The organism is Pseudoclavibacter sp. JAI123, from assembly GCF_013409665.1.
In the GTDB taxonomy this organism is placed as follows: Bacteria; Actinomycetota; Actinomycetes; order Actinomycetales; family Microbacteriaceae; genus Pseudoclavibacter.
This window is the reverse complement of sequence record NZ_JACCCM010000003.1, coordinates 408,299-432,074: the sequence shown is the minus strand read 5'-3', so window position 1 is coordinate 432,074 and position 23,776 is coordinate 408,299. Positions and strand designations below refer to the sequence as shown.

20 protein-coding genes are annotated in these 23,776 nt (G+C 68.1%); 7 read left to right on the top strand and 13 right to left on the bottom strand.

Features of this window, described 5'->3' with window-relative positions; translation table 11 throughout:
* Positions 1 to 124 precede the first annotated feature (124 nt).
* Entirely contained in the window at positions 125 to 1,573 is a 1,449-nt protein-coding gene (locus HDC34_RS17135) for an NAD(P)H-quinone dehydrogenase (protein WP_179557911.1), read from the bottom strand.
* 128 nt (positions 1,574 to 1,701) lie between these two features.
* On the opposite strand from HDC34_RS17135, the gene HDC34_RS17130 reads away from it, so the two are divergent.
* Both HDC34_RS17130 and HDC34_RS17125 read left to right on the top strand, forming a co-directional pair.
* Entirely contained in the window at positions 1,702 to 2,532 is an 831-nt protein-coding gene (locus HDC34_RS17130; RefSeq protein WP_104313025.1) for a purine-nucleoside phosphorylase, read from the top strand.
* A complete protein-coding gene (locus HDC34_RS17125; protein ID WP_179557910.1) occupies positions 2,532 to 4,253 on the top strand; it encodes a phospho-sugar mutase in 1,722 nt (573 codons plus the stop codon). The genes HDC34_RS17130 and HDC34_RS17125 overlap by 1 nt, the downstream gene beginning before the upstream one ends.
* A 604-nt stretch (positions 4,254 to 4,857) precedes the next feature.
* Here the strand turns inward: HDC34_RS17125 and HDC34_RS17120 are convergent.
* The 12 genes from HDC34_RS17120 to HDC34_RS17065 form a co-directional block, all read right to left on the bottom strand.
* Positions 4,858 to 5,442 carry a methylated-DNA--[protein]-cysteine S-methyltransferase gene (locus HDC34_RS17120; protein WP_179557909.1) on the bottom strand — a complete coding sequence of 195 codons (585 nt, stop codon included), beginning with the start codon at positions 5,440 to 5,442 and terminating at the stop codon, positions 4,858 to 4,860.
* A complete protein-coding gene (locus HDC34_RS17115; RefSeq protein ID WP_179557908.1) occupies positions 5,439 to 7,139 on the bottom strand; it encodes a DNA-3-methyladenine glycosylase 2 family protein in 1,701 nt (566 codons plus the stop codon). Before HDC34_RS17115 ends, HDC34_RS17120 begins: the two co-directional genes overlap by 4 nt.
* A 130-nt stretch (positions 7,140 to 7,269) precedes the next feature.
* Positions 7,270 to 7,755, bottom strand: coding sequence for a PTS sugar transporter subunit IIA (locus HDC34_RS17110; protein ID WP_104312836.1), 486 nt, complete (start codon positions 7,753 to 7,755; stop codon positions 7,270 to 7,272).
* Complete coding sequence (locus HDC34_RS17105; RefSeq protein ID WP_307852786.1) at positions 7,752 to 8,894, bottom strand: adenosine deaminase; 1,143 nt, start codon at positions 8,892 to 8,894, stop codon at positions 7,752 to 7,754. The genes HDC34_RS17110 and HDC34_RS17105 overlap by 4 nt, the downstream gene beginning before the upstream one ends.
* A 138-nt stretch (positions 8,895 to 9,032) precedes the next feature.
* On the bottom strand, positions 9,033 to 10,355 hold the full coding sequence (locus tag HDC34_RS17100) for a thymidine phosphorylase (protein WP_104312837.1): 1,323 nt from the start codon (positions 10,353 to 10,355) through the stop codon (positions 9,033 to 9,035).
* A complete protein-coding gene (locus HDC34_RS17095) occupies positions 10,352 to 10,771 on the bottom strand; it encodes a cytidine deaminase (RefSeq protein ID WP_179557907.1) in 420 nt (139 codons plus the stop codon). The genes HDC34_RS17100 and HDC34_RS17095 overlap by 4 nt, the downstream gene beginning before the upstream one ends.
* Before the next feature lie 8 nt (positions 10,772 to 10,779).
* On the bottom strand, positions 10,780 to 12,090 hold the full coding sequence (locus HDC34_RS17090) for an ABC transporter permease (protein WP_104312839.1): 1,311 nt from the start codon (positions 12,088 to 12,090) through the stop codon (positions 10,780 to 10,782).
* Entirely contained in the window at positions 12,087 to 13,412 is a 1,326-nt protein-coding gene (locus HDC34_RS17085) for an ABC transporter permease (protein ID WP_179557906.1), read from the bottom strand. The genes HDC34_RS17090 and HDC34_RS17085 overlap by 4 nt, the downstream gene beginning before the upstream one ends.
* A complete protein-coding gene (locus HDC34_RS17080) occupies positions 13,409 to 14,908 on the bottom strand; it encodes an ABC transporter ATP-binding protein (RefSeq protein WP_104252208.1) in 1,500 nt (499 codons plus the stop codon). Before HDC34_RS17080 ends, HDC34_RS17085 begins: the two co-directional genes overlap by 4 nt.
* Positions 14,909 to 15,092: 184 nt before the next feature.
* Positions 15,093 to 16,178 carry a BMP family ABC transporter substrate-binding protein gene (locus HDC34_RS17075; RefSeq protein WP_308807386.1) on the bottom strand — a complete coding sequence of 362 codons (1,086 nt, stop codon included), beginning with the start codon at positions 16,176 to 16,178 and terminating at the stop codon, positions 15,093 to 15,095.
* Between the two features lie 238 nt (positions 16,179 to 16,416).
* The gene (locus HDC34_RS17070) at positions 16,417 to 17,502 is read right to left on the bottom strand and encodes a BMP family protein (protein WP_179557905.1); all 1,086 of its coding nucleotides are present in this window, start codon (positions 17,500 to 17,502) and stop codon (positions 16,417 to 16,419) included.
* Between the two features lie 91 nt (positions 17,503 to 17,593).
* Positions 17,594 to 18,706, bottom strand: a complete 1,113-nt coding sequence (locus HDC34_RS17065; protein WP_104313027.1) for a mannose-1-phosphate guanylyltransferase — start codon at positions 18,704 to 18,706, stop codon at positions 17,594 to 17,596.
* 124 nt (positions 18,707 to 18,830) lie between these two features.
* Between HDC34_RS17065 and HDC34_RS17060 the strand changes: the two genes are divergently transcribed.
* The 5 genes from HDC34_RS17060 (at position 18,831) to HDC34_RS17040 (ending at position 23,691) form a co-directional block, all read left to right on the top strand.
* Positions 18,831 to 19,976: a glycosyltransferase family 1 protein gene (locus HDC34_RS17060; RefSeq protein ID WP_179557904.1), complete on the top strand. Its 1,146-nt coding sequence runs from the start codon at positions 18,831 to 18,833 to the stop codon at positions 19,974 to 19,976.
* 291 nt (positions 19,977 to 20,267) lie between these two features.
* A complete protein-coding gene (gene sdhC / locus HDC34_RS17055) occupies positions 20,268 to 20,600 on the top strand; it encodes a succinate dehydrogenase, cytochrome b556 subunit (RefSeq protein ID WP_104252310.1) in 333 nt (110 codons plus the stop codon).
* Between the two features lie 12 nt (positions 20,601 to 20,612).
* Positions 20,613 to 21,056 carry a succinate dehydrogenase, hydrophobic membrane anchor protein gene (gene sdhD / locus HDC34_RS17050; protein WP_179557903.1) on the top strand — a complete coding sequence of 148 codons (444 nt, stop codon included), beginning with the start codon at positions 20,613 to 20,615 and terminating at the stop codon, positions 21,054 to 21,056.
* Between the two features lie 55 nt (positions 21,057 to 21,111).
* Positions 21,112 to 22,914 (top strand): succinate dehydrogenase flavoprotein subunit, encoded by a 1,803-nt coding sequence (sdhA, locus tag HDC34_RS17045; protein ID WP_104252203.1) that lies wholly within the window; start codon positions 21,112 to 21,114, stop codon positions 22,912 to 22,914.
* Between the two features lie 15 nt (positions 22,915 to 22,929).
* Positions 22,930 to 23,691 carry a succinate dehydrogenase iron-sulfur subunit gene (locus HDC34_RS17040; RefSeq protein ID WP_104243064.1) on the top strand — a complete coding sequence of 254 codons (762 nt, stop codon included), beginning with the start codon at positions 22,930 to 22,932 and terminating at the stop codon, positions 23,689 to 23,691.
* Positions 23,692 to 23,776 lie beyond the last annotated feature (85 nt).

Here is a 23,776-nt window from a genome sequence, read left to right as displayed (position 1 = left end):
CGGAACCACGCACAACGCGCAGCCAATCGGCACGATACCTGCGCTTGACGGGACTCCCCGCCAAAACGCTGGCGGCGGGCGAAAAGGAGAATGCGGATTAGCAGCGAGCGCCCGCAGAGGCCGCCTAGCTCTTCGTCTGCTCCGAGTAGGGCACGTGCATGGCGTGCGCCGCATCCGAGATGCTGCTCGCGAGCGACGGGTAGACGGCCCACGCGCGCGCAACCTGGTCGACCGTGAGGCGCTGCTCGATCGCGATCGACAATGGCAGCACGAGCTCTGAGGCGCGCGGCGCGACGATGACGCCGCCGATGACCGTGCCGAGATCGTTGCCCGCGATGAGCTTCACGAAGCCGTCGCGGACACCCTGCATCTTGGCACGCGGGTTCTCGCTCAGCGGCAGCTTGTAGACGCGCCCCTCCCGGGTGCCGTCCTCGATCGAGCGCTGCTGCCAGCCGACGGTCGCGATCTCCGGGTACGTGAAGATGTTCGACGCCACGTTGCGGAGGTTGATGGGACGCACCTCGTCACCCAGCGCGTGGAAGACCGCCGTGCGCCCCTGCGTGGACGCGACGGACGCGAGCGGGAAGAACTCCGTGCAGTCGCCCGCCGCGTAGATGTTCGGCACAGAGGTGCGGGCGACGCGGTTGACGCGGATGTGGCCGGAGGGCGTGACCTCGACGCCGGCGCCTTCCAGGCCGATACCCGAAGTGTTCGGGATGGAACCGACCGCGATGAGGCAGTGCGAGCCGCGCACCTCTCGCCCGTCGTCGAGCGTCGCCACGACCTCGTCGCCGTCGCGGACGACGGTCGCCGCGCGGGACTTGGACAGAACCGTCATGCCGCCCCGCTTGAAGACGTCCTCGATCACGTCAGCCGCATCCGCGTCCTCGTTGGGAAGCACGCGGTCGCGGCTCGAGACGAGCGTGACCTTCGCGCCCAACGCCGAGTAGGCAGAGGCGAACTCGGCCCCCGTGACGCCGGATCCGACGACGATGAGATGGCTCGGCATCTCCTTGAGGTTGTACAGCTGGGTCCAGGTGAGGATGCGCTCGCCGTCCGGCTTGCACGAGTCGAGGGTGCGCGGGCGAGCACCCACCGAGATGACGGCGGAGTCGAACTCGATGCGATCGAAGTCCTGCCCACCGGAGCCCGTGCCCACCGTGACCGCCGAGTTGCCGTCGAGCTTGCCCTCGCCCTGGATGACGTTGACGCCCGCAGCCTCGAGGGTGCGCTGCATGTCATCCGACTGGTTCTGAGCGAGACGCACCAGACGCTTGTTGAGCTTCGAGAGGTTCACCGCCACCTCCGGCTTCAGCGGCTTGCCGCTGTCACCCTTCGCGAAGAACTGCACACCCAGCTCGCCGGACTCGCGGATCGCCGTCGCAGCCTCCGCACTCGCGATGAGGGTCTTCGACGGAACGACGTCGGTGAGGACTGCGGAGCCGCCGACGCCGACGCGCTCGACGAGAGTGACTTCCGCGCCGAGGCGGGCGGCCGACAATGCGGCTTCGTACCCGCCTGGCCCCCCGCCGACGACGACGATGCGATGCTTGCGATCAAAAGGCGTGGCCATGAGCCCATTCTGCTCCTCCCGCATGAACCCGCCAAACCGGGCCGGTATCCAAGCCGTTTCCGGGCACGCGCGGAGTTCATCAGCCCTTGCTCCCCGTTCGCCGCGCCACGGTCGCTACGCTGGTGATCATGTCTACGCACGAAGCAGCCTCGATCGACGACCCAGCCACCTCACCCTTCGAGTTCGCGCAGGCAGCTGCCGCGGTCATCGCCGAGAAGACGGGTGTCGAACGCCACGACATCGCGCTCACGCTCGGCAGCGGATGGGGCCAGACCGCCGACCTGCTCGGTGAGACGATCGCGACCATCCCGGCCGACGAGGTGCCCGGGTTCGCGAAGTCCGACATCCCCGGTCACTCCGGGACCCTCCGCTCCATCCGCCTCGCGAATGGCAAGCACGCGCTGGTCATCGCCGCGCGCACCCACTACTACGAAGGCAAGGGTGTGCGCCGGGTCGTGCACTCCGTGCGCACCGCCGCCGCCACCGGCGCCTCCGTCATGATCCTCACGAACGGCGCAGGCGGGGTGCGGCCCGAGTGGGGCCCCGGCACGCCGGTGCTGATCTCGGACCACATCAACCTCACGGCCGACTCCCCCCTCGAGGGCGCGACCTTCATCGACCTCACCGACCTGTACTCCGCACGCCTCCGCGAGCTGGCGCTCACGGTGCGCGAACTCGACGAGGGCGTCTACGTGCAGTTCCGCGGCCCGCACTACGAGACACCCGCCGAAGTGAAGATGGCGCGCACGATCGGCGGCGACATCGTCGGCATGTCGACCGCGCTCGAGGCGATCGCCGCACGCGAGGCGGGTATGGAGGTCCTCGGCATGTCGCTCATCACGAACCCCGCCGCCGGCGTCTCGCCGAACCCGCTCAGCCACACCGAGGTGCTCGAGGCGGGCAAGGCGGCAGAAGCCGACCTCGCCGAGCTGCTGTCGCAGATCGTGGTGAAGCTCTGATGAGCGGCCTCGCACGCCAACTCCAGGTCGCCCTGCGACACAACGCGATCGCGTGGCGCGACCAGGACCCCGACGAGGTCACGCGCGCCGAGCTGCAGCAGCTCCTCGACGCCGCAGGCGACGTCTCGCCCGAGCTCACCGCCATCGAAGACACCGACACGAGCGAGCGAGCGATCGCCTGGCGTGACCTGCACGACCGGTTCTCGGCACGTCTGGCCTTCGGGACCGCAGGTCTCCGCGGCAGGCTCGGAGCCGGACCCAACCGCATGAACCGGGTGCTCGTCGCCCAGGCCGCGCGTGGCTTCGCCGACTTCCTGCTCGCGCGCGAGGAGTCGCCATCCATCGTGATCGGCTACGACGCCCGCAACAACTCGAAGCGGTTCGCCGAGGACACCGCCGAGATCATGCAGGCCGCAGGCGTGGCCGCGACGATCCTGCCGAGGCAGCTGCCGACGCCCGTGCTGGCCTTCGCGGTCCGCCGCCTCGCCGCATCCGCTGGCGTCATGGTCACCGCCTCGCACAACCCGAAGTGGGACAACGGCTACAAGGTCTACCTCGGCGGCGCCGATGACGGTTCGCAGATCGTCGCACCCGTCGACGCCGAGATCGCCGCGGCCATCGGCGCCGTCGCGGCCGGCACAACCGTGCCCGAGATCCCGCGCTCGACCGACTACGCCACGGCAGACGAGTCCATCGTCAGCGAGTACGTGTCGGCGACCGCTGCGCTGCTGCGAGGCACGCCAAGCGACGTCCCCTTCGTCTACACGCCCCTGCACGGCGTCGGATGGGAGACCTTCCGCGCCGTCATCGCCGAGCTCGGCATCGCCGAACCGGTGGTCGTCGCGCAGCAGGTCGAGCCGGACGGAGCCTTCCCAACCCTCGACTTCCCGAACCCCGAAGAGCCCGGCGCCCTCGACCTCGCCTACGAGACGGCGGATGCGGCCGGCATCGACCTCGTCATCGCCCACGACCCCGACGCCGACCGTCTTGCGGTCGCAGTGAAGGACGCAGCCGGGTGGCGCCGATTCGGCGGCAACGACATCGGCAAGATCCTCGGCTGGCGCGCCGCCGAGCAGGCGAAGGCGGACGGCGTGCACGGCACGCTCGCGACCTCCGTCGTCTCCGCCCCGGCGCTCGGGCGCATCGCGCACGAGTACGGGCTCGACTACGCCGAGACGCCCACCGGGTTCAAGTGGATCTCGCGCGCCCCGAACATCCTCTACGGCTACGAGGAGGCCCTCGGCTACCTCGTCAACCCCGAGACGGTGCACGACAAGGACGGCATCTCCGCGTCCGTCGCGATCCTCGAGCTCATCATCGGCCTGCAGGCCGAGGGACGCTCGCTCATCGACCACGACGACGCGTTCGCCGAGCGGTTCGGCACGTTCGTGTCGACACAGGTGTCGGTGCGCTTCGACGACATCACCGAGATCCCACGCGTCATGGCCGTGCTGCGCAGCCACACCCCGAGCGAGGTCGGCGGTGTCGAGGTGCTCGAGACCGGCGACCTGTCCGGCGACGAGGTGCCCATCGACCTGCTCCGCTACCAGCTCGCCGACGGCACCCGCGTCATGGTGCGCCCGTCGGGCACCGAACCCAAGATCAAGGTCTACGTCGACGCGTCGAGCGAGGAAGGCTCGCCCGCGGAACGAGCGGCCGACGCCGAATCGAAGGCCGCTCGCGCCGGGGAAGCCCTGCGAATCACCCTCACCACCGCGTAGACACCGCAGCGCACGTATCGGGAGCCCCTCGGGATGGAGATCCTTCCATCCCGAGGGGCTCCCGTCGCTCTTGCGCCGCTGTGCCTCACCCTCGAACCTTCCGGCCGCATCCCGCGCCTCGCATCCACTTCGGGATGGGAACCTCGCAGTCTTGCGGGAAACTTCCCGCAACGAAGCGACTTTGCCATCCCGAAACCGCGGGCGTGGCCCGACGCGAGCTTCCAGCCCGAGGCGACCTTCCCGGCCCGGCGCTACCTGCCCGCCCGACAGCGTCGTTTCGGGATGGCTTCCACGCTTCAAGGTGGGTTGCAACCCATCCGCGTGCGCGAAACCCATCCCGAATACGCACCGAGCAGAGTCCGGTCACGCACATCCACACTCGCAGCACCAACCCCAGACTTCGGGATGGGAACCTCGCAGTCTTGAGGGAAACTTCCCGCAACGAAGCGACATTGCCATCCCGAAACTCCGGTCGAGGCCCGAGTCGACCTTCCTGACCCGATGGCATCGTTTCGGGATGGGTTTGACGCGCGCAGATGGGTTGCAACCCATCCGCGTGCGCGAAAGCCATCCCGAGTCCGGAGAGGCGAACGGATGCGGCGTGTCAGGAGGCGTGGGCGAGTTCGCGCTGCAGCAGCGAGCGCTTCACGTCGACACCCCATGCGAAGCCGCCGAGGGTGCCGTCTGAGCGCAGGACACGGTGACACGGCACGAACAGCGCCGGCGCGTTGCTGGCGCAGATGCTCGCTGCCGCCCGCACGGCCGTCGGACGACCGAGGGCTGTCGCGAACTCCGTGTAGGTGAGCGGATGCCCGGCCATGATGTCCCGCAGGCCGCGCCAGCCCTGCATCCGGAACTCCGCGCCGAACTGGGCGACGGGAACGTCATCGATGGCGTCGAGCTGCCCCTCGTAGTACGCCCGGACGGCGTCGGCTGCGGCACTGCATCCGCGGGTGAGGACCGTCGGCCTGGCCTTCGGCGTGATGCGGGCCACGACGAGCTGTTCGTCATCGCTCCACCCGGACGAGAGGACGGCGCCGTCGCTCTCGCGGGTGACGATCGTGAATGGGCCGTCCGGCGTGCCGAACGTCTCGATGACGGCCTGCTGCTCAGCATTGGATGCCGGCGCGACGTCGCTGGCGTGTGCGCGGCCTGCCGCCGTCGCTTGTGGGTTCTCGTGTGTGCTCATGCTGGTTGCTCCGTGCTGTGAGGTGCGGTCTGGGGTGCGGCGGCGGAAGCCGCGGGCGGTTGCTCGGCGGTCTCAGTCCTGTTGGTCTTCTTGGCGACGGCCCGCGCTCTGGGCGGTGCCGCTCCCCAGAGGTGGAGCGAGAGGTAGCTGCGCCACGGCCTGAACTGCTCTGCTATCGAGGTGAGGTCTTTCGGTTCCGATGGGAGGCCGAGGGCTCTTGCTCCGCTGCGCAGGGCGACGTCACCGGTGAGCAGCACGTCAGGGTTTCCGAGCACGCGCATGCTCACGTATCCGGCGGTCCAGTCGCCGATGCCTCGAAACGCGGTCAGCGCGGAGTGCTGTTCTGCGACGTCGTCGCCGTGCGAGAGACGCAGCTGTCCGCTGGCGATCGCCTCGGCGACGTTTGTGATCGTCGCTGAGCGCGCGCGGGGGCCGGCGAACGACTCCTCACCGAGCTCTGCGATGGCGGATGCGCTCGGGAAGAGCCGAGTCACGCGGCGACCCGGGACCTGCCCGGTCGCGGCGGCGGCGGTAGCGCTACCCGCCGCGTCCATCTCGTCCGGTCGGCGATCGTCGCCATCCGGCACCAGCGCCGCGCCCGCTCGCGCCGTCAGGCGGCTGAGCGCTGTGCGGGCCGCGGAGACGGTGATCTGCTGTCCGATGATCGCGCGGAACAGCATCTCGTCGGGGTCCACCGCTCCGGGAAGACGCCTGCCGGGGCGGAGGCGCACGCGCTCCGCGATGCCGGGATGCACGGAGAGGGCCGCGTCGATCGCGGCCGGGTCAGCGTCCAGGTCGAAGAGACGGCGCACGCGGGTGACAAGCGTCTGCAGGTCGCTGAGGTCGGTCAGCTGAGCCCGGAGGCGGAGCGACGAGGGCTGCGAGCCCCCCGCATCCACACTGAACCATGCTGGTCCGCCTGGCAGCAGGAGACTGCGCTCGTAGCTGTGCCCCGTCGCGATCTCCACGCCGTCGATGGCGCGCTCCCCCAGCCAGGTGAAGACACCGGCGGCGTCGTACGGTTCGCGGTAGGCGAGCGCAAGGGTCAGCGGGACCCCACCGGCACCGAGAACCGGGCCGCCCTCCTCGACACGGCCGCTGCCTGCTCGCATCCTCGCTGATCGGCCCCGTGAGGCGTCCCGCACCTGCGTGGGCGTCAGCTGGAAGACCTCCTGCACGGTCTCGTTGAGCTGCCGGACGCTCGCGAACCCCGCCGCGAAGGCCACGTCGGCGAGGGGGAGGTCGGTGGCGCCGAGCAGGGTCGCCGCGGTCCTCGCCCGCTGTGCGCGGGCGAGGGACAAGGGCCCCGCGCCGAGCTCGGCTGCGAGCACACGACCCAGGTGGCGAGCGGAGTAGCCGAGCCGCGCAGCCAGGCCGGGGACGCCCTCGCGCTCGACGACGCCGTCGGCGATGAGGCGCATCGCGCGAGCTGCGACATCGCCACGCAGGTTCCAGGCGGGGTCGCCGGGAGCCGCATCCGGCAGGCAGCGCTTGCACGCCCGGTAGCCGGCCTCGTGTGCCGCGGCGCTGGTCGCGTAGAACGTGACGTTCTCCCGGTGCGGCGTGCGCGCGGGGCAGCTCGGTCGGCAGTAGATGCCGGTCGAGCCGACGGCCGTGATGAACTGGCCGTCGAAGCGGCGGTCCTTGGCGAGGATCGCTCGGTACCGGTCGTCTCCGGTCAGGTTGGTGCTTGCCATGCGATGAGTCTGGCAGGTTCAGACCGCATCCACTCGCGGGAATCGGACACGACGGTGGCGATCGGTGGCGACCGGGCACGGTCCACGTCGGGGACCTCGCAGCGGACGGCGGGCGCCCGCAGCGCAGGTGTCAGGCGATGGCGAGCCCGGCAGCCACGAGGCGCGGCTTGAGCAGCTCGACAAGCGACTCTGGCGACGCGGCGGCGACGAGCTCGCCGAGGACGACCTCGTTGTCGAAGACCTTCGCGAGCGCGGCGATGAGCTGCAGGTGCTCGGATGCGCTCGTCGCGGTCATGCCGACGACGACCCTCACCGGGTCGTAGCGCGCATGTCCGAAACCGACGCCTTCTGGGTAGGTGATGACGGCGAGACCGTTCTGGATGGTCTCCTCGCCGGGTCGCGCGTGCACGAGCGCGACCCCTGGGCCGACGACGACGTACGGACCGAAGCGCTCGATGACACGCACCATGTTGCTCGTGTACCCGCGCTTCGCGAATCCACGCTCGGCAAGCAGCTCGCCCATCTGGCCGACGGCCTGGCGCCAGTCGAGGGCGTGTGCTGCGAGCCGCACACTGGTGGGGTCGAACTGCAGCTCAGGCGTCTCCTGCGCGCTCATGCTCCTGCCTCGTCGAACCCTTCGCTCACGATCTCCGCCAGCTCTTCGCGGTCTTCGATCGGCAAGAAGGCGCCTTCTGCGGCGTTCAGCTGGAAGGTCTCCAGATCTGCGAGGTCGTAGTCGAAGGTGTCCGCGAGCAGCGTCAGCTCTCGAGAGATGCTCGTCGCGCTCATGAGGCGGTTGTCGGTGTTGACGGTCACCGTGAACCCGAGCTGGTAGAGCAGGTCGAATGGGTGGTCTTCGATGCTCTCACCCCACGCGGCGATGGCACCGGTCTGCAGGTTCGAGGATGGGCTGAGCTCGAGGGGGATGCGGCGGTCGCGCACCCACTGCGCGAGTCGCCCGAGCGACACGTACGTGCCGTCCTCGTCTTCACCTTCGAGGTCGATGTCTTCCGCGATGCGCACACCGTGGCCGAGACGCAGGGCGTGCGCGTCGAAGATGGCGCTCTCGATGGAGTCGAGTCCGGCGGCCTCGCCGGCGTGCACCGTCGCGGGGAAGCGCTCCGACATGAGGTAGTCGAAGGCCTCCTGCAGGTTCGTGGGCGGGAAGCCGTCTTCAGGGCCGGCGATGTCGAAGCCGACGACACCCTGCTCGCGGTGGCGGACGGCGAGCTTTGCGATTTCGAGGCCGTTGCCCGCGTGGCGCATCGCGCTGACCAGCTGGCCGATGCGGATGCGCTTGCCGTGCGAGCGCACGTCGTCGATGCCCTCGTTGATGCCTGCCTGCACCGCGTTGACCGCGTCGTCCAAGCTCAGGCCACGCTTGAGATGCTGTTCGGGAGCCCAGCGGACTTCACCGTAGACGACGCCGTCGGCGCCGAGGTCGTTGACGAAGTCGCGGGCGACGCGGCGAAGGCCGTGCGCGGTCTGCATGACGGCCGTGGTCACGTCGAAGGTCTTCAGGTATTCGACGAGCGAGCCGGAGTCGGACTGGTCGGCGAACCAGTTCGAGAGCTCCGGTGCGTTTGTTGCGGGGAGCTCGAGGCCGATCTCGTCGGCCAGCTCGATGATCGTCTGAGCACGCAGGCCGCCGTCGAGGTGGTCATGCAGCGACACCTTGGGCAGCGTACGGATGTTGGTGCCGTCTCGCAGCGTGAAATCGCCCTCGTCGTATGGCGCGGAGCTCTGCACAGACACGGTGTTCCCCTTCGAATGTGGCCGCGATCCAGAAAATGCGGCCGTCCAGAGCCATGATTCTATCTGGCGGAGGCAACCGGCGCGCGACCTGGCGTGGCGGTGTGGAGAAGGTTTCCCTTCTCCACACCGCGAGCCCGACTACTCCGCGCCGACGCGGCCAGCGATGAGCGGACCGCCGGTGAGGATCTCCGAGCCGGCGTCGCCGATCTCGTACGCCCCCTCGAGCGCCTCGAGGGCACGCGGGAAGCGGGCGGCATCCTCGGCCGAGAGCGTGAAGAGCACGTCCCCCTTCTTCACGGCATCGCCCGGCTTCGCGGCGAGGTCGATGCCTGCCGAGTGGATGACCGGGTCCTGCTTGCGCGCGCGTCCGGCTCCCAGGCGCCAGGCCGCGATGCCGAACGGCAGCGCTTCCTGGCGGACGAGCACACCGTCGCGGTCGGCGCGGACGTCGTGCGTCTCGCGCGCGACGGGCAGCGCCCCATCCGGGTCGCCGTCCTGCGCCGAGACCCACCGGCGCCACACATCCATCGCCGCGCCGTTCTTCAGCGCACCTTCGACGTCGGCGTCCGGCTGCCCCGCGAGGCGGAGCATCTCGCGAGCCAGCTCGACCGTGAGCTCGACGACGTCGGCGGGGCCGCCGCCGGCGAGCACCTCGACCGATTCGCGCACCTCGTTGGCGTTGCCGATCGCGAGCCCGAGCGGGACGTTCATGTTCGTGAGCAGCGCCGAGGTGCGCACACCGGCATCCTCGCCGAGCGCGACCATCGTCTCGGCGAGCGCACGCGAACGCTCGATGTCGCCCATGAAGGAGCCGGAGCCGAACTTCACGTCGAGCACCAGCGAATCGGTGCCCTCGGCGATCTTCTTCGACATGATGCTCGAGGCGATGAGCGGGATGCACTCGACGGTTCCCGTGATGTCGCGGAGCGCGTAGAGCTTCTTGTCGGCTGGAGCTAGGCCTGCACCGGCTGCGCAGATGACGCCGCCGATCTCCTGCAGGAGGGTGAACATCTCCTCGTTGGAGAGCTCGGCACGCCAGCCGGGGATGGCCTCGAGCTTGTCGAGGGTGCCACCCGTGTGGCCGAGTCCGCGGCCCGAGAGCTGCGGCACGGCGACGCCGAAGGAGGCGACGAGCGGCATGAGCGGGAGCGTGATCTTGTCGCCGACACCCCCCGTGGAGTGCTTGTCGACCGTGACCTTGCCGAGCCCGTCGAAGTTCATCCGCTCACCCGACGCGATCATGGCGAGCGTCATGTCGCGGATCTCGGTGCGCTCCATGCCGTTGAGGAAGATGGCCATCGCCATCGCCGCCATCTGCTCGTCACCCACGTAGCCGTTGGCGTAGCGCGAGATGAGCCAGTCGATCTCGGGCGTCGACAGCAGACGACCGTCGCGCTTCGCCTTGATGAGGTCGACGGCGTCGAACGCCTCGACTGCGGACTGGGCGGGGGTGGAGCTCATTTGATCCCTTCGAGATCTCTGGGGCCGAACGCGTCCGGCAGTACCTGGTCGATGGTGCGGATGCCCGAGACGGTGTCGAGGAGCATCCCCGGTGCCGAGAACTCGTACAGCAGCTGGCGGCAGCGGCCGCACGGCATGATGACGTCGCCGTCGCCGTTGCAGCATGTGAAGGCGACGAGCTTGCCGCCGCCGCTCGCCTGGAGTGCCGAGACGAGTCCGCACTCAGCGCAGAGGCCGACCCCGTAGCTCGCGTTCTCGACGTTGCAGCCGACGACGATGCGACCGTCGTCGACGAGCGCGGCCGCGCCGACGGAGTAGTTCGAGTAGGGCGCGTACGCCTTCGTCATGATGTTGCGCGCAGCCTCGCGGAGGGTCGCCCAGTCGGGCTCGAGCGTTTCGGTTCCTGTTGCCGTCATGGCTGCACCTATGCCTTCACGTAGGGTTTGCCCGCCGCGGCGGGGCCTCGGGACTGGCCGACGAAACCGGCCACGGCGAGGATCGTCACGATGTACGGGATCATCGCCATGAACTCGGGCGGGATGTTCGCCCCGACCTGGCTCACGAGGGTCTTGAGGTTCGAGGCGAAGCCGAACAGCAGCGCGGCGAGGGTCGCGTAGACCGGGTGCCAGCGGCCGAAGATGAGGGCGGCGAGGGCGATGTAGCCCTGGCCGCTCGTCATCTCCTGGCTGAACGAGCCGACGCTGCCGAGCGTGAAGAAGCTGCCGCCCGCGCCGGCGATGGCACCGGAGAGCAGGACGTTCCAGAAACGCGTCTTGTTGACCTTGATGCCTACCGTGTCGGCCGCCTTCGGGTGTTCGCCGACGGCGCGGAGGCGCAGCCCCCAGCGGGTCTTGAAGAGCGCGAAGGTGAGGACGGGCACCGTGATGAACATCAGGTACACGATGAACGTGTTGTCGAACAGCAGCGGCCCGATCACGGGGATGTCGCTCAGCAGCGGGATCGCGAAGCGCGGGTACTTCTCGTTCTGCGCGATGGTGTTGAGGAACCCGCTGTCGCGCGTCATGACGCCCGAGTAGAGGAAGTTCGTCAGTCCGATCACGAGCATGTTGATGACGACACCGACGACGACCTGCTCGACCAGGTAGCGGATCGAGAAGACGGCGAGGATGAGCGAGACGAGCATGCCGGCGAGGATCGCGCCGAGGAGGCCGAGGAACGGGTTACCCGTCATCGAGCCGATCAGCGCTGAGGTGAAGGCGCCGGCGAGGAGCTGGCCTTCGATGGCGATGTTCACGACGCCGACGCGCTCGGAGACGAGGCCCGCCATCGAGCCGAAGATGAGCGGGGTCGAGATCGCGAGCGTTCCCGTGAGCAGCCAGGTGAGCGGCACGTTGGCGTTCGCGCCGATGAAGACGATGAGCGCCCACACCCAGAGGATGCCGAAGACGACCATGACCCACATGGGCAGCTTCGCCCCTGCGGCCGTGCGGAGGAAGGCGACGACGGTGATGCCGGCGAGGATCACGCCGATCACGAGGTTCGTGACCATGGTCGGGAGGACCAGCGGGTCGAACTTGATGGGCACGCCGTCCGAGTTCAGGTCGATCGTGCTCGAGGCACCGGCAGGTGCGAGAAGCCCGAAGACCACGAGCACGAGTGCACTGAAGAAGGCGTACGCGATGGGGGCCTTCCAGCTGCGCGTCGTGCGGACCTCAGCCTTGGTGCTCGCGCCCACCGGGATCTGCTCCTCGGTGCTCGGCGTCACTGCGGTCATGCGTTCACCTCGTTCTTCGTGCCGTTGCTGCCCTTGCCTGTGCCGTCCTTCGTGCTCGACGGCCCGTCATCCTTCCCTTCCCTCGACGCGCGGATGCGGTCGAGCAGGCGGATGCCGGAGGGCTTCGGCAGGCGGAAGATCGCACGGATGAGCGGAGGTGCCGCGATGAAGAGCACGATGAGGCCCTGGATGACGGCGACGATGTCGATCGGGATGCCCTCGACGACCTGCATCGGGAAGGAGCCGGCCTTGAGCGCGCCGAAGAGGAGACCGGCGAGGATGATGCCGACGGGGTGGCCCGCACCGAGGAGCGCGACCGTGATGGCATCGAAGCCTATGCCCGCGTGGACGCCGGGGTCGTAGCCGGCGGTGGCGCGGCCGAGCACCTGCGTGGCGCCCGCGAGGCCGATGAACGCACCGGCGATGGCCATCGTGAGGAACGTGATGAAGGCGACGTTGATGCCTGCAGTGCGAGCGGCGCTCGGGTTGAGGCCGACGGCCCGCACCTTGAAGCCGATCGTCGTGCGCTCCATGATCCACCAGTAGACGAAGGCGGCGATGATCGCGAGGATGAAGCCCCAGTCGGCGGCGCCCACGAGATCGGGCAGCTGCGCCGACTCGACGATGGGCTTGGCCTTCGCGTTTCCGCCGGCGCCTTCCGCCTGGAAGACGGGGGTCTTGAGCAGGTACGTGAGGCCCCAGAACGCGATCCAGTTGAGCATGATCGTGACGATCACCTCGTGCGCTCCGGTCTGCGCCTTCAGCCAGCCGGCGATGCCGGCCCAGATCGAGCCGCCGACGATGCCGGCGAACGCTGCGACGAGCACGTGCACGACGAAGGGAAGCTGCAGGCTCGCGCCCACGAAGCCGGTGAAGAGCGCGGCGATGAGGATCTGGCCCTGACCACCGATGTTGAACAGGCCAGCGCGGAACGCGAACGCGACCCCGAGGCCGGCCGTGATGAGCGGCGTCGCCCACATGAGCGTGTTCGTCAGCGGAACGAATCCGTTGCGGGGCGAGTAGACCGCACCCTCCCACAGCGCGCGGAACGCACCGCCGATGACACCGCCCGCGGCGGCGAAGAGGTCCATCGGCCGGGAGAAGAAGTACCCGGTCGTCTCGAGCACGTCGTCGCTCGTGAAGACGACGAGGAGCGAGCCGATGAGCAGCGCGAGGACGATCGCGAGGATGGAGCGCAGCGGCCCACCCCCGAGGATGTCGCGCCAGAGGCCGTGCCACGGCGACTGCTCGCTCGCGGTGACCGGCACCTGCGTGCCGGGTGGTGGCGGCGTCTCGGCCGTCACGTTCTGGAGCTGGCTCATACTTCGACCCCCGCCATCATCTGGCCGAGCACGTCGCGAGACGTCTCCGGTCCAACGATTCCCATGCTCTTGCCCTGGTACATGACCATGATCCGATCCGCCAATTGCACAACCTCGTCGAGCTCGGTCGACACGATGATGACCGGGATGCCCGAGTCGCGGACGCGCACGATCTGCTCGTGCACGAACTCGATCGATCCGACGTCGAGACCGCGCGTCGGCTGCGAGGCGATGAACATCCGCAGGTCCCGGCCGAGCTCGCGCGCGAGCACGACCTTCTGCTGGTTGCCGCCGGAGAGTCGGCCGACGGCCGTCTCGATGGAGGGCGCCCTGACGTCGAAGTCCTTGACGTTCTTCTCGGCGAAGGCCGTGATCTCCCGCAGGTTCAGCGCGATCCCGTTTGAGAACGGTGCGCGGTCGGCGCGGTCGAGCACGAGGTTCTCGGCGATCGTGAAGTCGCCGACGATGCCATCTTCCGTGCGGTCTTCCGGCACGAAGCCGAGCCCGGCATCCAGCGTCTTCTTGACCGTCTGCCCGATGAGCTCGTTGCCGTCGAGGCTGATCGAGCCGAGCGCCTTCTTGTGGAGGCCGAGGATGGCCTCCGTCAGCTCGGTCTGCCCGTTTCCCTGCACGCCGGCGATCACGAGGATCTCGCCCTCGCGGACCTCGAAGCTGAGGTCGTCGACCTGCTTGGCGCCGACCTCGTCGAAGACCGTCAGCTCGGAGACGACGAACGTCGTCTCGCCCAGCTTCGGAGCTTCCTTGTCGACGTCGAGGTCGACGGCGCGGCCGACCATCTTCGCCGCGAGCTCCTCGTTCGACTCGCTCGGGAGTGCCGTGCCGACGACCTTGCCGCGGCGGATGACGGTGATGCGGTCTGCGACCTTGCGGACCTCGCGCAGCTTGTGCGTGATGAAGACGATGGACGTGCCCGCCTTGCGCAGCTGGTCCATGATGACGATCAGCTCGTCGGTCTCCTGGGGTGTGAGCACGGCGGTGGGCTCATCCAGGACGAGGATCTTCGCGTCTCGCGAGAGCGCCTTGATGATCTCGACGCGCTGCTGCGCGCCGACGGGCAGGTGCTCGACCAGCGCATCCGGATCGATGTTGAAGCCGAACTGCGCTGAGAGGTCGCGAACCTTCTGGCGGGCGCTGTCGATGTCGAGGACGCCGGCGCCGTTGGCCGGCTCGTGGCCGAGCATGAGGTTCTCGGCGACCGTGAAGACGGGGATGAGCATGAAGTGCTGGTGGACCATGCCGATGCCGGAGGCCATGGCGTCACCCGGCCCGGAGAAGTGCTGGACTGCGTCGTCCAGCAGGATCTCGCCCTCGTCGGCCTGGTACAGGCCGTAGAGCACGTTCATCAGGGTCGACTTGCCAGCACCGTTCTCGCCGAGGAGCGCATGGATCTCGCCCTCCTCGATGGTGAGGTTGATGTTGTCGTTGGCCGTGAAGGCACCAAATCGCTTGGTGATGCCTCGAAGCTCGAGTTTCATAGCGGTCCACTTCGCTGTGCGGTAGTGCGGGATACGGCCTGGTGGGCCGGTCGTGCTGGAGCCGGGCGGCGGGTGGCCGCCACCGACTCGGATTGCATGCGTAGGCATGCTACGGGGCCGCCGCGAGTTGCGCGACGGCCCCGCATCCATGTTGTGCCTGGACGTCAGTCCAGACGCCGGAGGGTCAGACCTTTGGTGAGGAAGGCGACAGGTCCGGGTACTTGCCGTCGATGACTTCCTGCTTCAGGGCGTCGATCTCGTCGAGCGTGCCTTCGGGCAGCTCAGACTCGAAGGTGCCGAAGCCCGAGAGGCTGACACCCTCGTTCTCGAGGACGCCCGTGTAGGTCGTGCCGCCCTCGAAGGTGCCGTCGACGCTCTGGGAGATGGCGTCGAGAACGGTGACGTCGAGTCCCTTCATGATCGAGACGAGGATGATGTCCGCGTACTGCTCGTCAGCGATGGCGAGGTCGGAGTCGACGCCGAGGATGACAGCGTCCTGGCCGCCTTCGCGGATCGCTTCTGCTGCGCCCTGGTAGAGGGGGCCGCCGACGGGGAGGATGACGTCTGCGCCCTGGCTCAGGAAGCCGGTGGAGATCTCCTTGGCACGGGAGACGTTCGTGAAGTCATCGACGAACGAGCCCTGCTGCGAGTCGACGTCCCAGCCGATGACCTTGACGTCCTTGCCCTTGGCCTCGTTGAAGTGCTTGACGCCGTTGGCGAAGCCGTCCATGAAGATCGTGACGGTCGGGATGGCGGCGCCGCCGTAGGTGGCGACCGTACCCGTCTTCGAGTACGCAGCTGCTGCGTAGCCCGCGAGGAACGCGGCCTGCGCCGTGTCGTAGTTGAGCTCGAGCACGTTCGGGATGCCGAGGCCTTCGACGTCGACGATCGCGAAGTCGACCTCTGGGTTCGCCTCGGCGGCGGCAGCCGTCGCATCGGCCAGCTTGAAGCCGACGGGAACGATGATGTTGCAGCCCTGGTCGACCATGGTCGTCAGGTTGGCCGCGTAGTCGTCCGGTGTCGCCGACTCTGCCTCGAGCACGCTGACTCCGAGCTCGGACTCCGCGTTCTCGAGACCGGTGTGTGCGAGCTGGTTGAAGGAGCGGTCGTCGAACCCGCCCTCGTCAGACACCATGCACGCGGTGAAGTCGGATGCACCTTCAGCTGGCGCGTCGCCCGCGTCCGGAGCTGGGGCACAACCGGCGAGCACGAGGGCTGCGACGCCCATGGTGCCAATTGCAGCGAAGCGCTGCTTCGAAGAGATAGCCACTCTCGATCCTCCTGAGTTGGATGTCCGTCGCGCCGCAGAACGCGGATGCCGACGAAGCTGGTGATTGCCCGAGCATAGCCGTAGCCCGGCGTCACAATACGGCCCAGATCGGAATCGAAACCCGACCGTTGCACAGTTACGAGTGTGTTTCTCGGCGCGTCGGGCGCCGATTCTCACGGGGCCGGAATCTTCCGGGCCGATCGGTCGGTGAGGGTGCTCGATCGGGTCGCAGATCCGCTCAGTTGGCGCCCGTCGGCGACGACGGCGACTCGACGACGATCTCGCCGGCCACGATCTTCGCCTTCAGATCCTCGACCTCGGCCTTCAGCTCGGCGGGGATCTTCGAGTCCCAGTCGTGGAAGGAGGAGAGCCCGACTCCGTCGTTCCCGAGCGTGCCGACGCTGTTGCCCGGCTCGAAGGTGCCATCGATGTCTGAGCCGATGACACCGAGGATCGCCGGCTCCATCCGCTTCTCGACCGTCGTCACGAGCAGGGGGCGGTACTCCTCGCCGAGGAGCTCGTAGCCGTCGGAGTCGACCCAGATGATGCCGACGTCGCCGGCCGCGAGCGCTGCCGCAGCGGCGCCTTCACCGGCCTGGGCTGCGACGGGCATGATGATGTCTGCCCCCTGCGAGATGAGCCCCTGCGCCGTCGTCTGCGCCGCGTTCGTGTTGGTGAAGTCGTCCGTGAACGAGCCCTGCTGCGTCTTGGGATCCCAGCCGACGACACGCACCGACGCGCCCTTGGCGGTGTTGTACTGCTCGACGCCCGCCGCGAAGCCGTCCATGAACACGGTCACGGGTGGCTGGTTGCCGCCGCCGAAGGTGCCGACGACGCCCGTCTGGCTGACGCCCGCGGCGAGGTACCCGGCGAGGAACGCGGCCTGCGCGGTGTCGTGCACGATCGAGGCCACGTTCGGCCCTTCGACGACCTCGTCGACGGTCGAGTACGTGATGTCCGGGTTCGCCTCGGCGGACGCCCTGGTCGCGTCGGCGAGCTCCCACCCGACCGTCACGATGTAGTCGCAGCCCTCGCCGACCATGGTCTCGAGGTTCGTCTCGTAGTCGGCCTGCGACTGCGAGACGGTCTCGCGCATCTCCACGCCGTACTCGTCCTGCGCCGCCTCGAGCGACTCGAAGACGGCCTGATTGAAGGAGCGGTCCTGAATGTTGCCGCTGTTCGCGACCATGCACGCGAGGTAGTCGCTGCCAGCGCCCGCCGCATCCGTCGAGCCCGGGGCCTCCGGCGGAGCCTGGCAGGCAGTCAGGGCGAGGGTGGCGACGGCGAGGGCACCGAAGGCGCCTGGGATGCGAGAGCGAGACATGCCGGAAGAGTAGTGGGAGCCGCGCCCAGACCGCTACGCGCGTGCACGGATCGTTGTGACCGTGCACGCGCGCAGAGGAGAGGGAGGCGGACTACAGGACTTCCGGGCGCCTCGACTCCTTGATCTCGGCGACCAGCTGCTTCACCTTCTGCGCGTTGGCCGCGGTCGTGACGAGCAGCGCATCCGGCGTATCGACGACGACGATGTCCTTGATGCCGGCGATGGCGACGACTCGGTCTGTGTGGTTGACGATGAGCCCGGAGCCGTCGACGACGACGACGTTGCTCTCGTCGCCGTGCACCGTCACGCCGTTGCCGTTGGTGCTCTTGCGGAGTCGGCTCACCGCTGCGAAGTCACCCACGTCGTCCCACTGGAAGTAGCCGGGGATGACGGCGAGCTCACCGCGCGCGGCGGCCGGCTCGGCCACCGTGTAGTCGATGGCGATCTTCTCGAGGCCGGGCCAGACGCGCGCCGTGACCTCGGCCTGCTGCTCGGTGCCCCAGGCATCGGCGATCTCGTTGATGCCCGCGGCCAGGACCGGGTTCGACTCGGCGAGCGCCTCCATGAGGCGGTCGACGCGCGCGAAGAACATGCCGGCGTTCCACAGGTACTCGCCAGACGCCAGGTAGCGGCGCGCGGTCGCCTCCTTGGGCTTCTCGACGAACGCGTCGACCTTGCGGGCGCTCGGTGCGGCTGGGATCTTGAGCGGCTTGCCCGCTCGGATGTAGCCGAATGCGGTCGACGGCTCGATGGGCTGGATGCCGATCGTCACGATGACGCCGGCGTCGGCAGCCTCGACGGCCTCGCGCACTGCGGCGGCGAAGCGGTCGGTTGCGCCGATGAGGTGGTCAGCGGCGAAGGAGCCGATGATGGCGTCTGGCACACGGCGCTGCAGGATCGCGGCGGCGAGGCCGATCGCCGCCGTCGATTCCCGCCCCTCGCTCTCGAGCACGATGTTCTCCTCGATGAGCTCGGGAAGCTGCGCGCGCACCTCCTTCGCGTGCGCCTCACCCGTCACGACGAGCAGCCGGTCTTCAGCGCACAGCGGCGCGAGCCGGTCCCAGGTCGCCCTCAGCAGGGTCGAGCCGTTTCCGACGACGTCGTGGAGGAACTTCGGGGCTTCGGCCCGCGAGAGGGGCCAGAGTCGGGAACCGACGCCTCCCGCTGGGATCACGCCATAGAACCGATCGATCGCATCTGCCATGCGCAACACCATAGGGGAACACTGTCTCCTGCTGGTTTCGGCGTGACGATGCTGTGGATATGTCGTCGGGAACACGTCGCCCGGAGTTCACCTCGACGCCACGCTGGCCGCCTACGTTCGCGTCATGCGCATCGCGGTCGTCACCGAGAGCTTCCTCCCCACTGTCAACGGCGTGACGAACAGCGTGTGCAAGGTGCTCGACCACCTCGCACTGCGCGGTCATGAGGCGATGGTCATCACCCCGGCCGCCGGCTCGCCCAGCGAGTATCGCGGCTTTCGGGTCGTCGAGGTGCCAGCCCTCGACTACCGCCAGTTCCCGGTCGGCCTCCCCTCCCCAAGGGTGGACCGACTGCTCGCCGAGTTCGCGCCTGACATCGTGCACGCGGCGAGCCCCCTCTTTCTGGGATCGCAGGCGATCGCCGCCGCGAAGCGACGAGGCATCCCGAGCGTCGCCGTCTTCCAGACCGACGTCGCCGGGTACACGAAGCGCAACCGCCTGAGCGCCATGGAGGGCTTCGCCTGGTGGTTCATCCGCTGGCTGCACAACAACGCCGACCTGACGCTCGCGCCGTCGAGCGCGGCGCTCGGTGATCTGCGTCGCGCGAAGATCACCAACGCCACCCGCTGGGGTCGAGGGGTTGATCTCGAGACCTATCACCCGCGGAACAAGCACGAACAGGCCGTCCAGAACAGCCGCCGACGGCTTGGCGCCGAGTCGCGCACGATCATCGGCTACGTCGGCCGACTCGCGCCGGAGAAGCAGGTCGAGCGCCTCGCCTCCCTGCGCGGCCTCGACGGGGTGCAGCTCGTCGTCGTGGGCGATGGGCCTTCCGAACCGAGCATCCGCAAGGCGCTCAAGGGCGTGCCCGTGCACTTCGCCGGCAGGCTCGGTGGCCGCGACCTGGCTCTGGCCTACGCCAGCTTCGACGTCTTCGTGCACACGGGAACTGAGGAGACGTTCGGCCAGACCATCCAGGAGGCGCACGCGAGCGGCCTCCCCGTCGTGGCGCCGTACGCCGGTGGGCCGATCGACCTCGTCGAGCACGGCGTCGATGGCTTCCACTTCGATCCGGACCGAGCGGGCGACCTCGACCTCAGGGGCATGCTCGAGCAGCTCGTCGATTCCCCGGGTCTTCGAGCTCGCATGGGCGAGGCGGGCCGGCGGCGCGTGCTCTCCCGTTCGTGGACGAGCGTCTGCGACGAGCTCCTCGCGCACTACGCTTCCGTCATGACGGATGTGCGGCAGCCGAGCGTTCTGCCCCACGTCTGAAGGGCCAGGTCCCGCCGACGCGGCTTCGCACGAAGGAAGGTATACCTTCCCAGCTGAAAAGCGCGGAAGGCGTAGTCTAGGCGGGTATCAACATGCCCAACGCAGTGTAGTTGGGGCCTGCCGCTCATCTTCACCTCCTCGGCGCAAGAGTCCTGAGCGGAGAACGCAACGCGACAGAAGGGCAATCCCGTGTCAGCCGTACAGACACCAGCTCCGGCGGGCTCGACAGCCCCGAAGAAGTCAGCGAAGAAGCCGCATCGCGGCGGCACGCTGTACCGGGGGAACGAGGGCATGTGGTCCTGGGTTCTCCACCGCATCACCGGCGTCTCCATCTTCTTCTTCCTGATCGTGCACGTGCTCGACACGTCGCTCGTGCGCGTCAGCCCTGAGGCTTACAACGCGGCCATCCACACCTACCAGACGCCCATCATGGGCATCGGCGAGGTCGGACTCGTGGCAGCCATCTGCTACCACGCGTTCAACGGCATCCGCATCATCCTCATCGACTTCCTGCCGGGCGGCGCGAAGTACCAGAAGCTCATGTTCTGGATCGTCATCGGCCTCTGCGTCGTCACGATGATCGGCTTCACGCCCCGCCACCTGATCAACGTGTTCAGCCACTAGGAGGGAGCTGCCATGACTATCGAAACCATCGAGTACCCGCGCTCGGCAGCTGCCGCCAAGAACAGCACGAACTGGGAGCGCATCGGATGGGCGTTCATGCGCGTCTCCGGCGTGCTGCTCGTCATCCTGATCTTCGGCCACCTGTTCACGAACCTCATGGTCGGGCAGGGCGTCGCAGCGATCGACTTCGCCTTCGTCGCCGGCAAGATGGCCGACCCGTTCTGGGTCGTCTGGGACACGCTCATGCTCGTCCTCGCGTTCATCCACGGCGCCAACGGCATGCGCACGATCATCAACGACTACGTGTCGAAGGCCAGCACGCGCCGCGCGCTGCAGGTCACACTGTTCATCGTCACGACGGTGCTCATCGTCCTCGGCCTCCTGGTGATCTACACGTTCGACCCGTGCCCCGCCAACGGCGCCGCCGAGAACCTGCCGAGCTTCTGCCCGGCCTAGCCGCGGCGCTCGGCCACACGACTTCCACCACCTGAGAAAGAAGAGCCACAGACATATGGCAGAGAAGCTCGCTCCGACGCGCACCGTCGACGGCGTCCACTACCACCAGCACGAGATCGTCATCGTCGGCGCCGGTGGTGCAGGGATGCGCGCGGCCATCGAGGCCGCCCAGGGCGCAGACACGGCTGTCGTCACGAAGCTCTACCCGACGCGCTCGCACACCGGTGCGGCCCAGGGCGGCATGGCTGCGGCCCTCGCGAACGTCGAGGACGACAACTGGGAGTGGCACACCTACGACACCGTCAAGGGCGGCGACTACATCGTCGACCAGGACTCTGCCGAGATCCTCGCGAAGGAAGCCATCGAGGCGGTCATCGACCTCGAGAACATGGGCCTCCCCTTCAACCGCACGCCAGAGGGCAAGATCGACCAGCGCCGCTTCGGTGGCCACACGCGCGACCACGGCAAGGCGCCCGTCCGCCGGGCCTGCTACGCGGCCGACCGCACCGGTCACATGATCCTCCAGACGCTCTACCAGAACTGCGTCAAGCACAACGTGAAGTTCTTCAACGAGTTCTACGCGCTCGACATCGTCATGACCGAGGTCGACGGCCAGGAGGTCCCCGCGGCCATCGTGGCGCTAGAGCTCAAGACGGGCGAGCTGCACGTCTTCCAGGGCAAGGCCTTCATCTTCGCGACGGGCGGCTTCGGCAAGGTCTTCAAGACCACGTCCAACGCGCACACGCTCACGGGTGACGGCATGGGCATCGTCTGGCGCCGTGGCCTCCCGCTCGAGGACATGGAGTTCTACCAGTTCCACCCCACCGGTCTCGCTGGCCTCGGCATCCTCCTCACCGAGGGCGCACGCGGCGAGGGCGCGATCCTGCGCAACGCATCCGGTGAGCGCTTCATGGAGCGCTACGCGCCCACCATCAAGGACCTCGCACCCCGCGACATCGTCGCCCGCTCCATGGTGCAGGAAGTCCTCGACGGTCGCGGCGCCGGCCCGCACAAGGACTACGTCTACCTCGACTGCACCCACCTCGGTGCCGAGGTCCTCGAGACGAAGCTCCCCGACATCACCGAGTTCGCTCGCACGTACCTCGGCGTCGACCCCGTCACCGAGCCCGTGCCCGTGTACCCGACCGCGCACTACGCGATGGGCGGCATCCCCACGAACAACGCCGGCGAGGTGCTCTCCGACAACGAGACCGTCATCCCCGGCCTCTACGCAGCCGGCGAGTGCGCCTGCGTCTCGGTGCACGGCTCGAACCGCCTCGGCACCAACTCGCTGCTCGACATCAATGTCTTCGGCAAGCGAAGCGGCCGCAACGCCGTCGAGTACGTGAAGACCGCCGAGTTCGCTCCCCTGCCCGACGACGCCGCCGCGTTCGTGAAGAGCATGGTCGACGACCTCCAGGCATCCACCGGCACCGAGTCAGTCGCCGGCCTGCGTCGCGAGCTGCAGGAGACGATGGACAAGAACGCCCAGGTGTTCCGCACCTCGGAGACGCTGACCGAGGCGACCAAGGTCATCCACTCGCTGCGCGAGCGCTACACGCAGATCGCCGTCTTCGACAAGGGCAAGCGCTACAACACGGAGCTCCTCGAAGGCATCGAGCTCGGCTTCCTGCTCGACCTCGCCGAGGTGCTCGTCTACTGCGCCCTCAACCGCGAGGAAAGCCGTGGCGGCCACATGCGCGACGACTTCCCGAAGCGCGACGACGTCAACTGGATGCACCACACCATGGCGTACCTCACCGGCGACCGGAAGTCCCCCGACCCCGCCGACCACATCCGACTCGACAAGAAGCCCGTGCGCGTGACGCGCTACGAGCCGACCGAGCGCAAGTACTAGGAAGGGCTTCACAGAATGACTGCTGCAACAACTGAAGCACCCGAGGCGCCCATCGAGGCTCCCAAGCCGTTCACGGTGACGCTCAACGTCCGCCGCTACAGCCCCGAGACGGACACCGAGCCGTACTGGGAGGCGTTCGACGTCGAGATGTACCCGACCGACCGCATCCTCGACGCGCTGCACCGCATCAAGTGGGACCAGGACGGCTCGCTCGCGTTCCGTCGCTCCTGCGCGCACGGCATCTGCGGGTCCGATGCCATGCGCATCAACGGCCGCAACCGCCTCGCCTGCAAGACGCTGGTCAAGGACCTCGACATCTCGAAGCCCATCTACGTCGAGGCCATCAAGGGGCTCCCCCTCGAGAAGGACCTCATCGTCGACATGGAGCCGTTCTTCGAGGCGTACCGCGAGGTGCAGCCCTTCCTGAAGGCACAGGCTGAGCCCGAGAAGGGCAAGGAGCGCTTCCAGTCGATCGCCGACCGCGAGCGCTTCGACGACACCACCAAGTGCATCCTGTGCGCCGCGTGCACCACGTCGTGCCCCGTGTTCTGGACCGACGGCCAGTACTTCGGCCCCGCCGCGATCGTCAACGCGCACCGCTTCATCTTCGACTCCCGTGACGAGGACGCGAAGGTCCGCCTCGACATCCTCAACGACCGCGAGGGCGTCTGGCGCTGCCGCACGACCTTCAACTGCACCGAGGCCTGCCCCCGCGGCATCCAGGTGACGAAGGCCATCGCCGAGGTCAAGCAGGCCATGCTCAAGGGCCGCGTCTAACCGACGAGCATCCACACGCGAAGAGGGGCAGCCGAGTTCGGCTGCCCCTCTTCGCGTGTCGGCCCCTCACGTCGACGTGACTCTC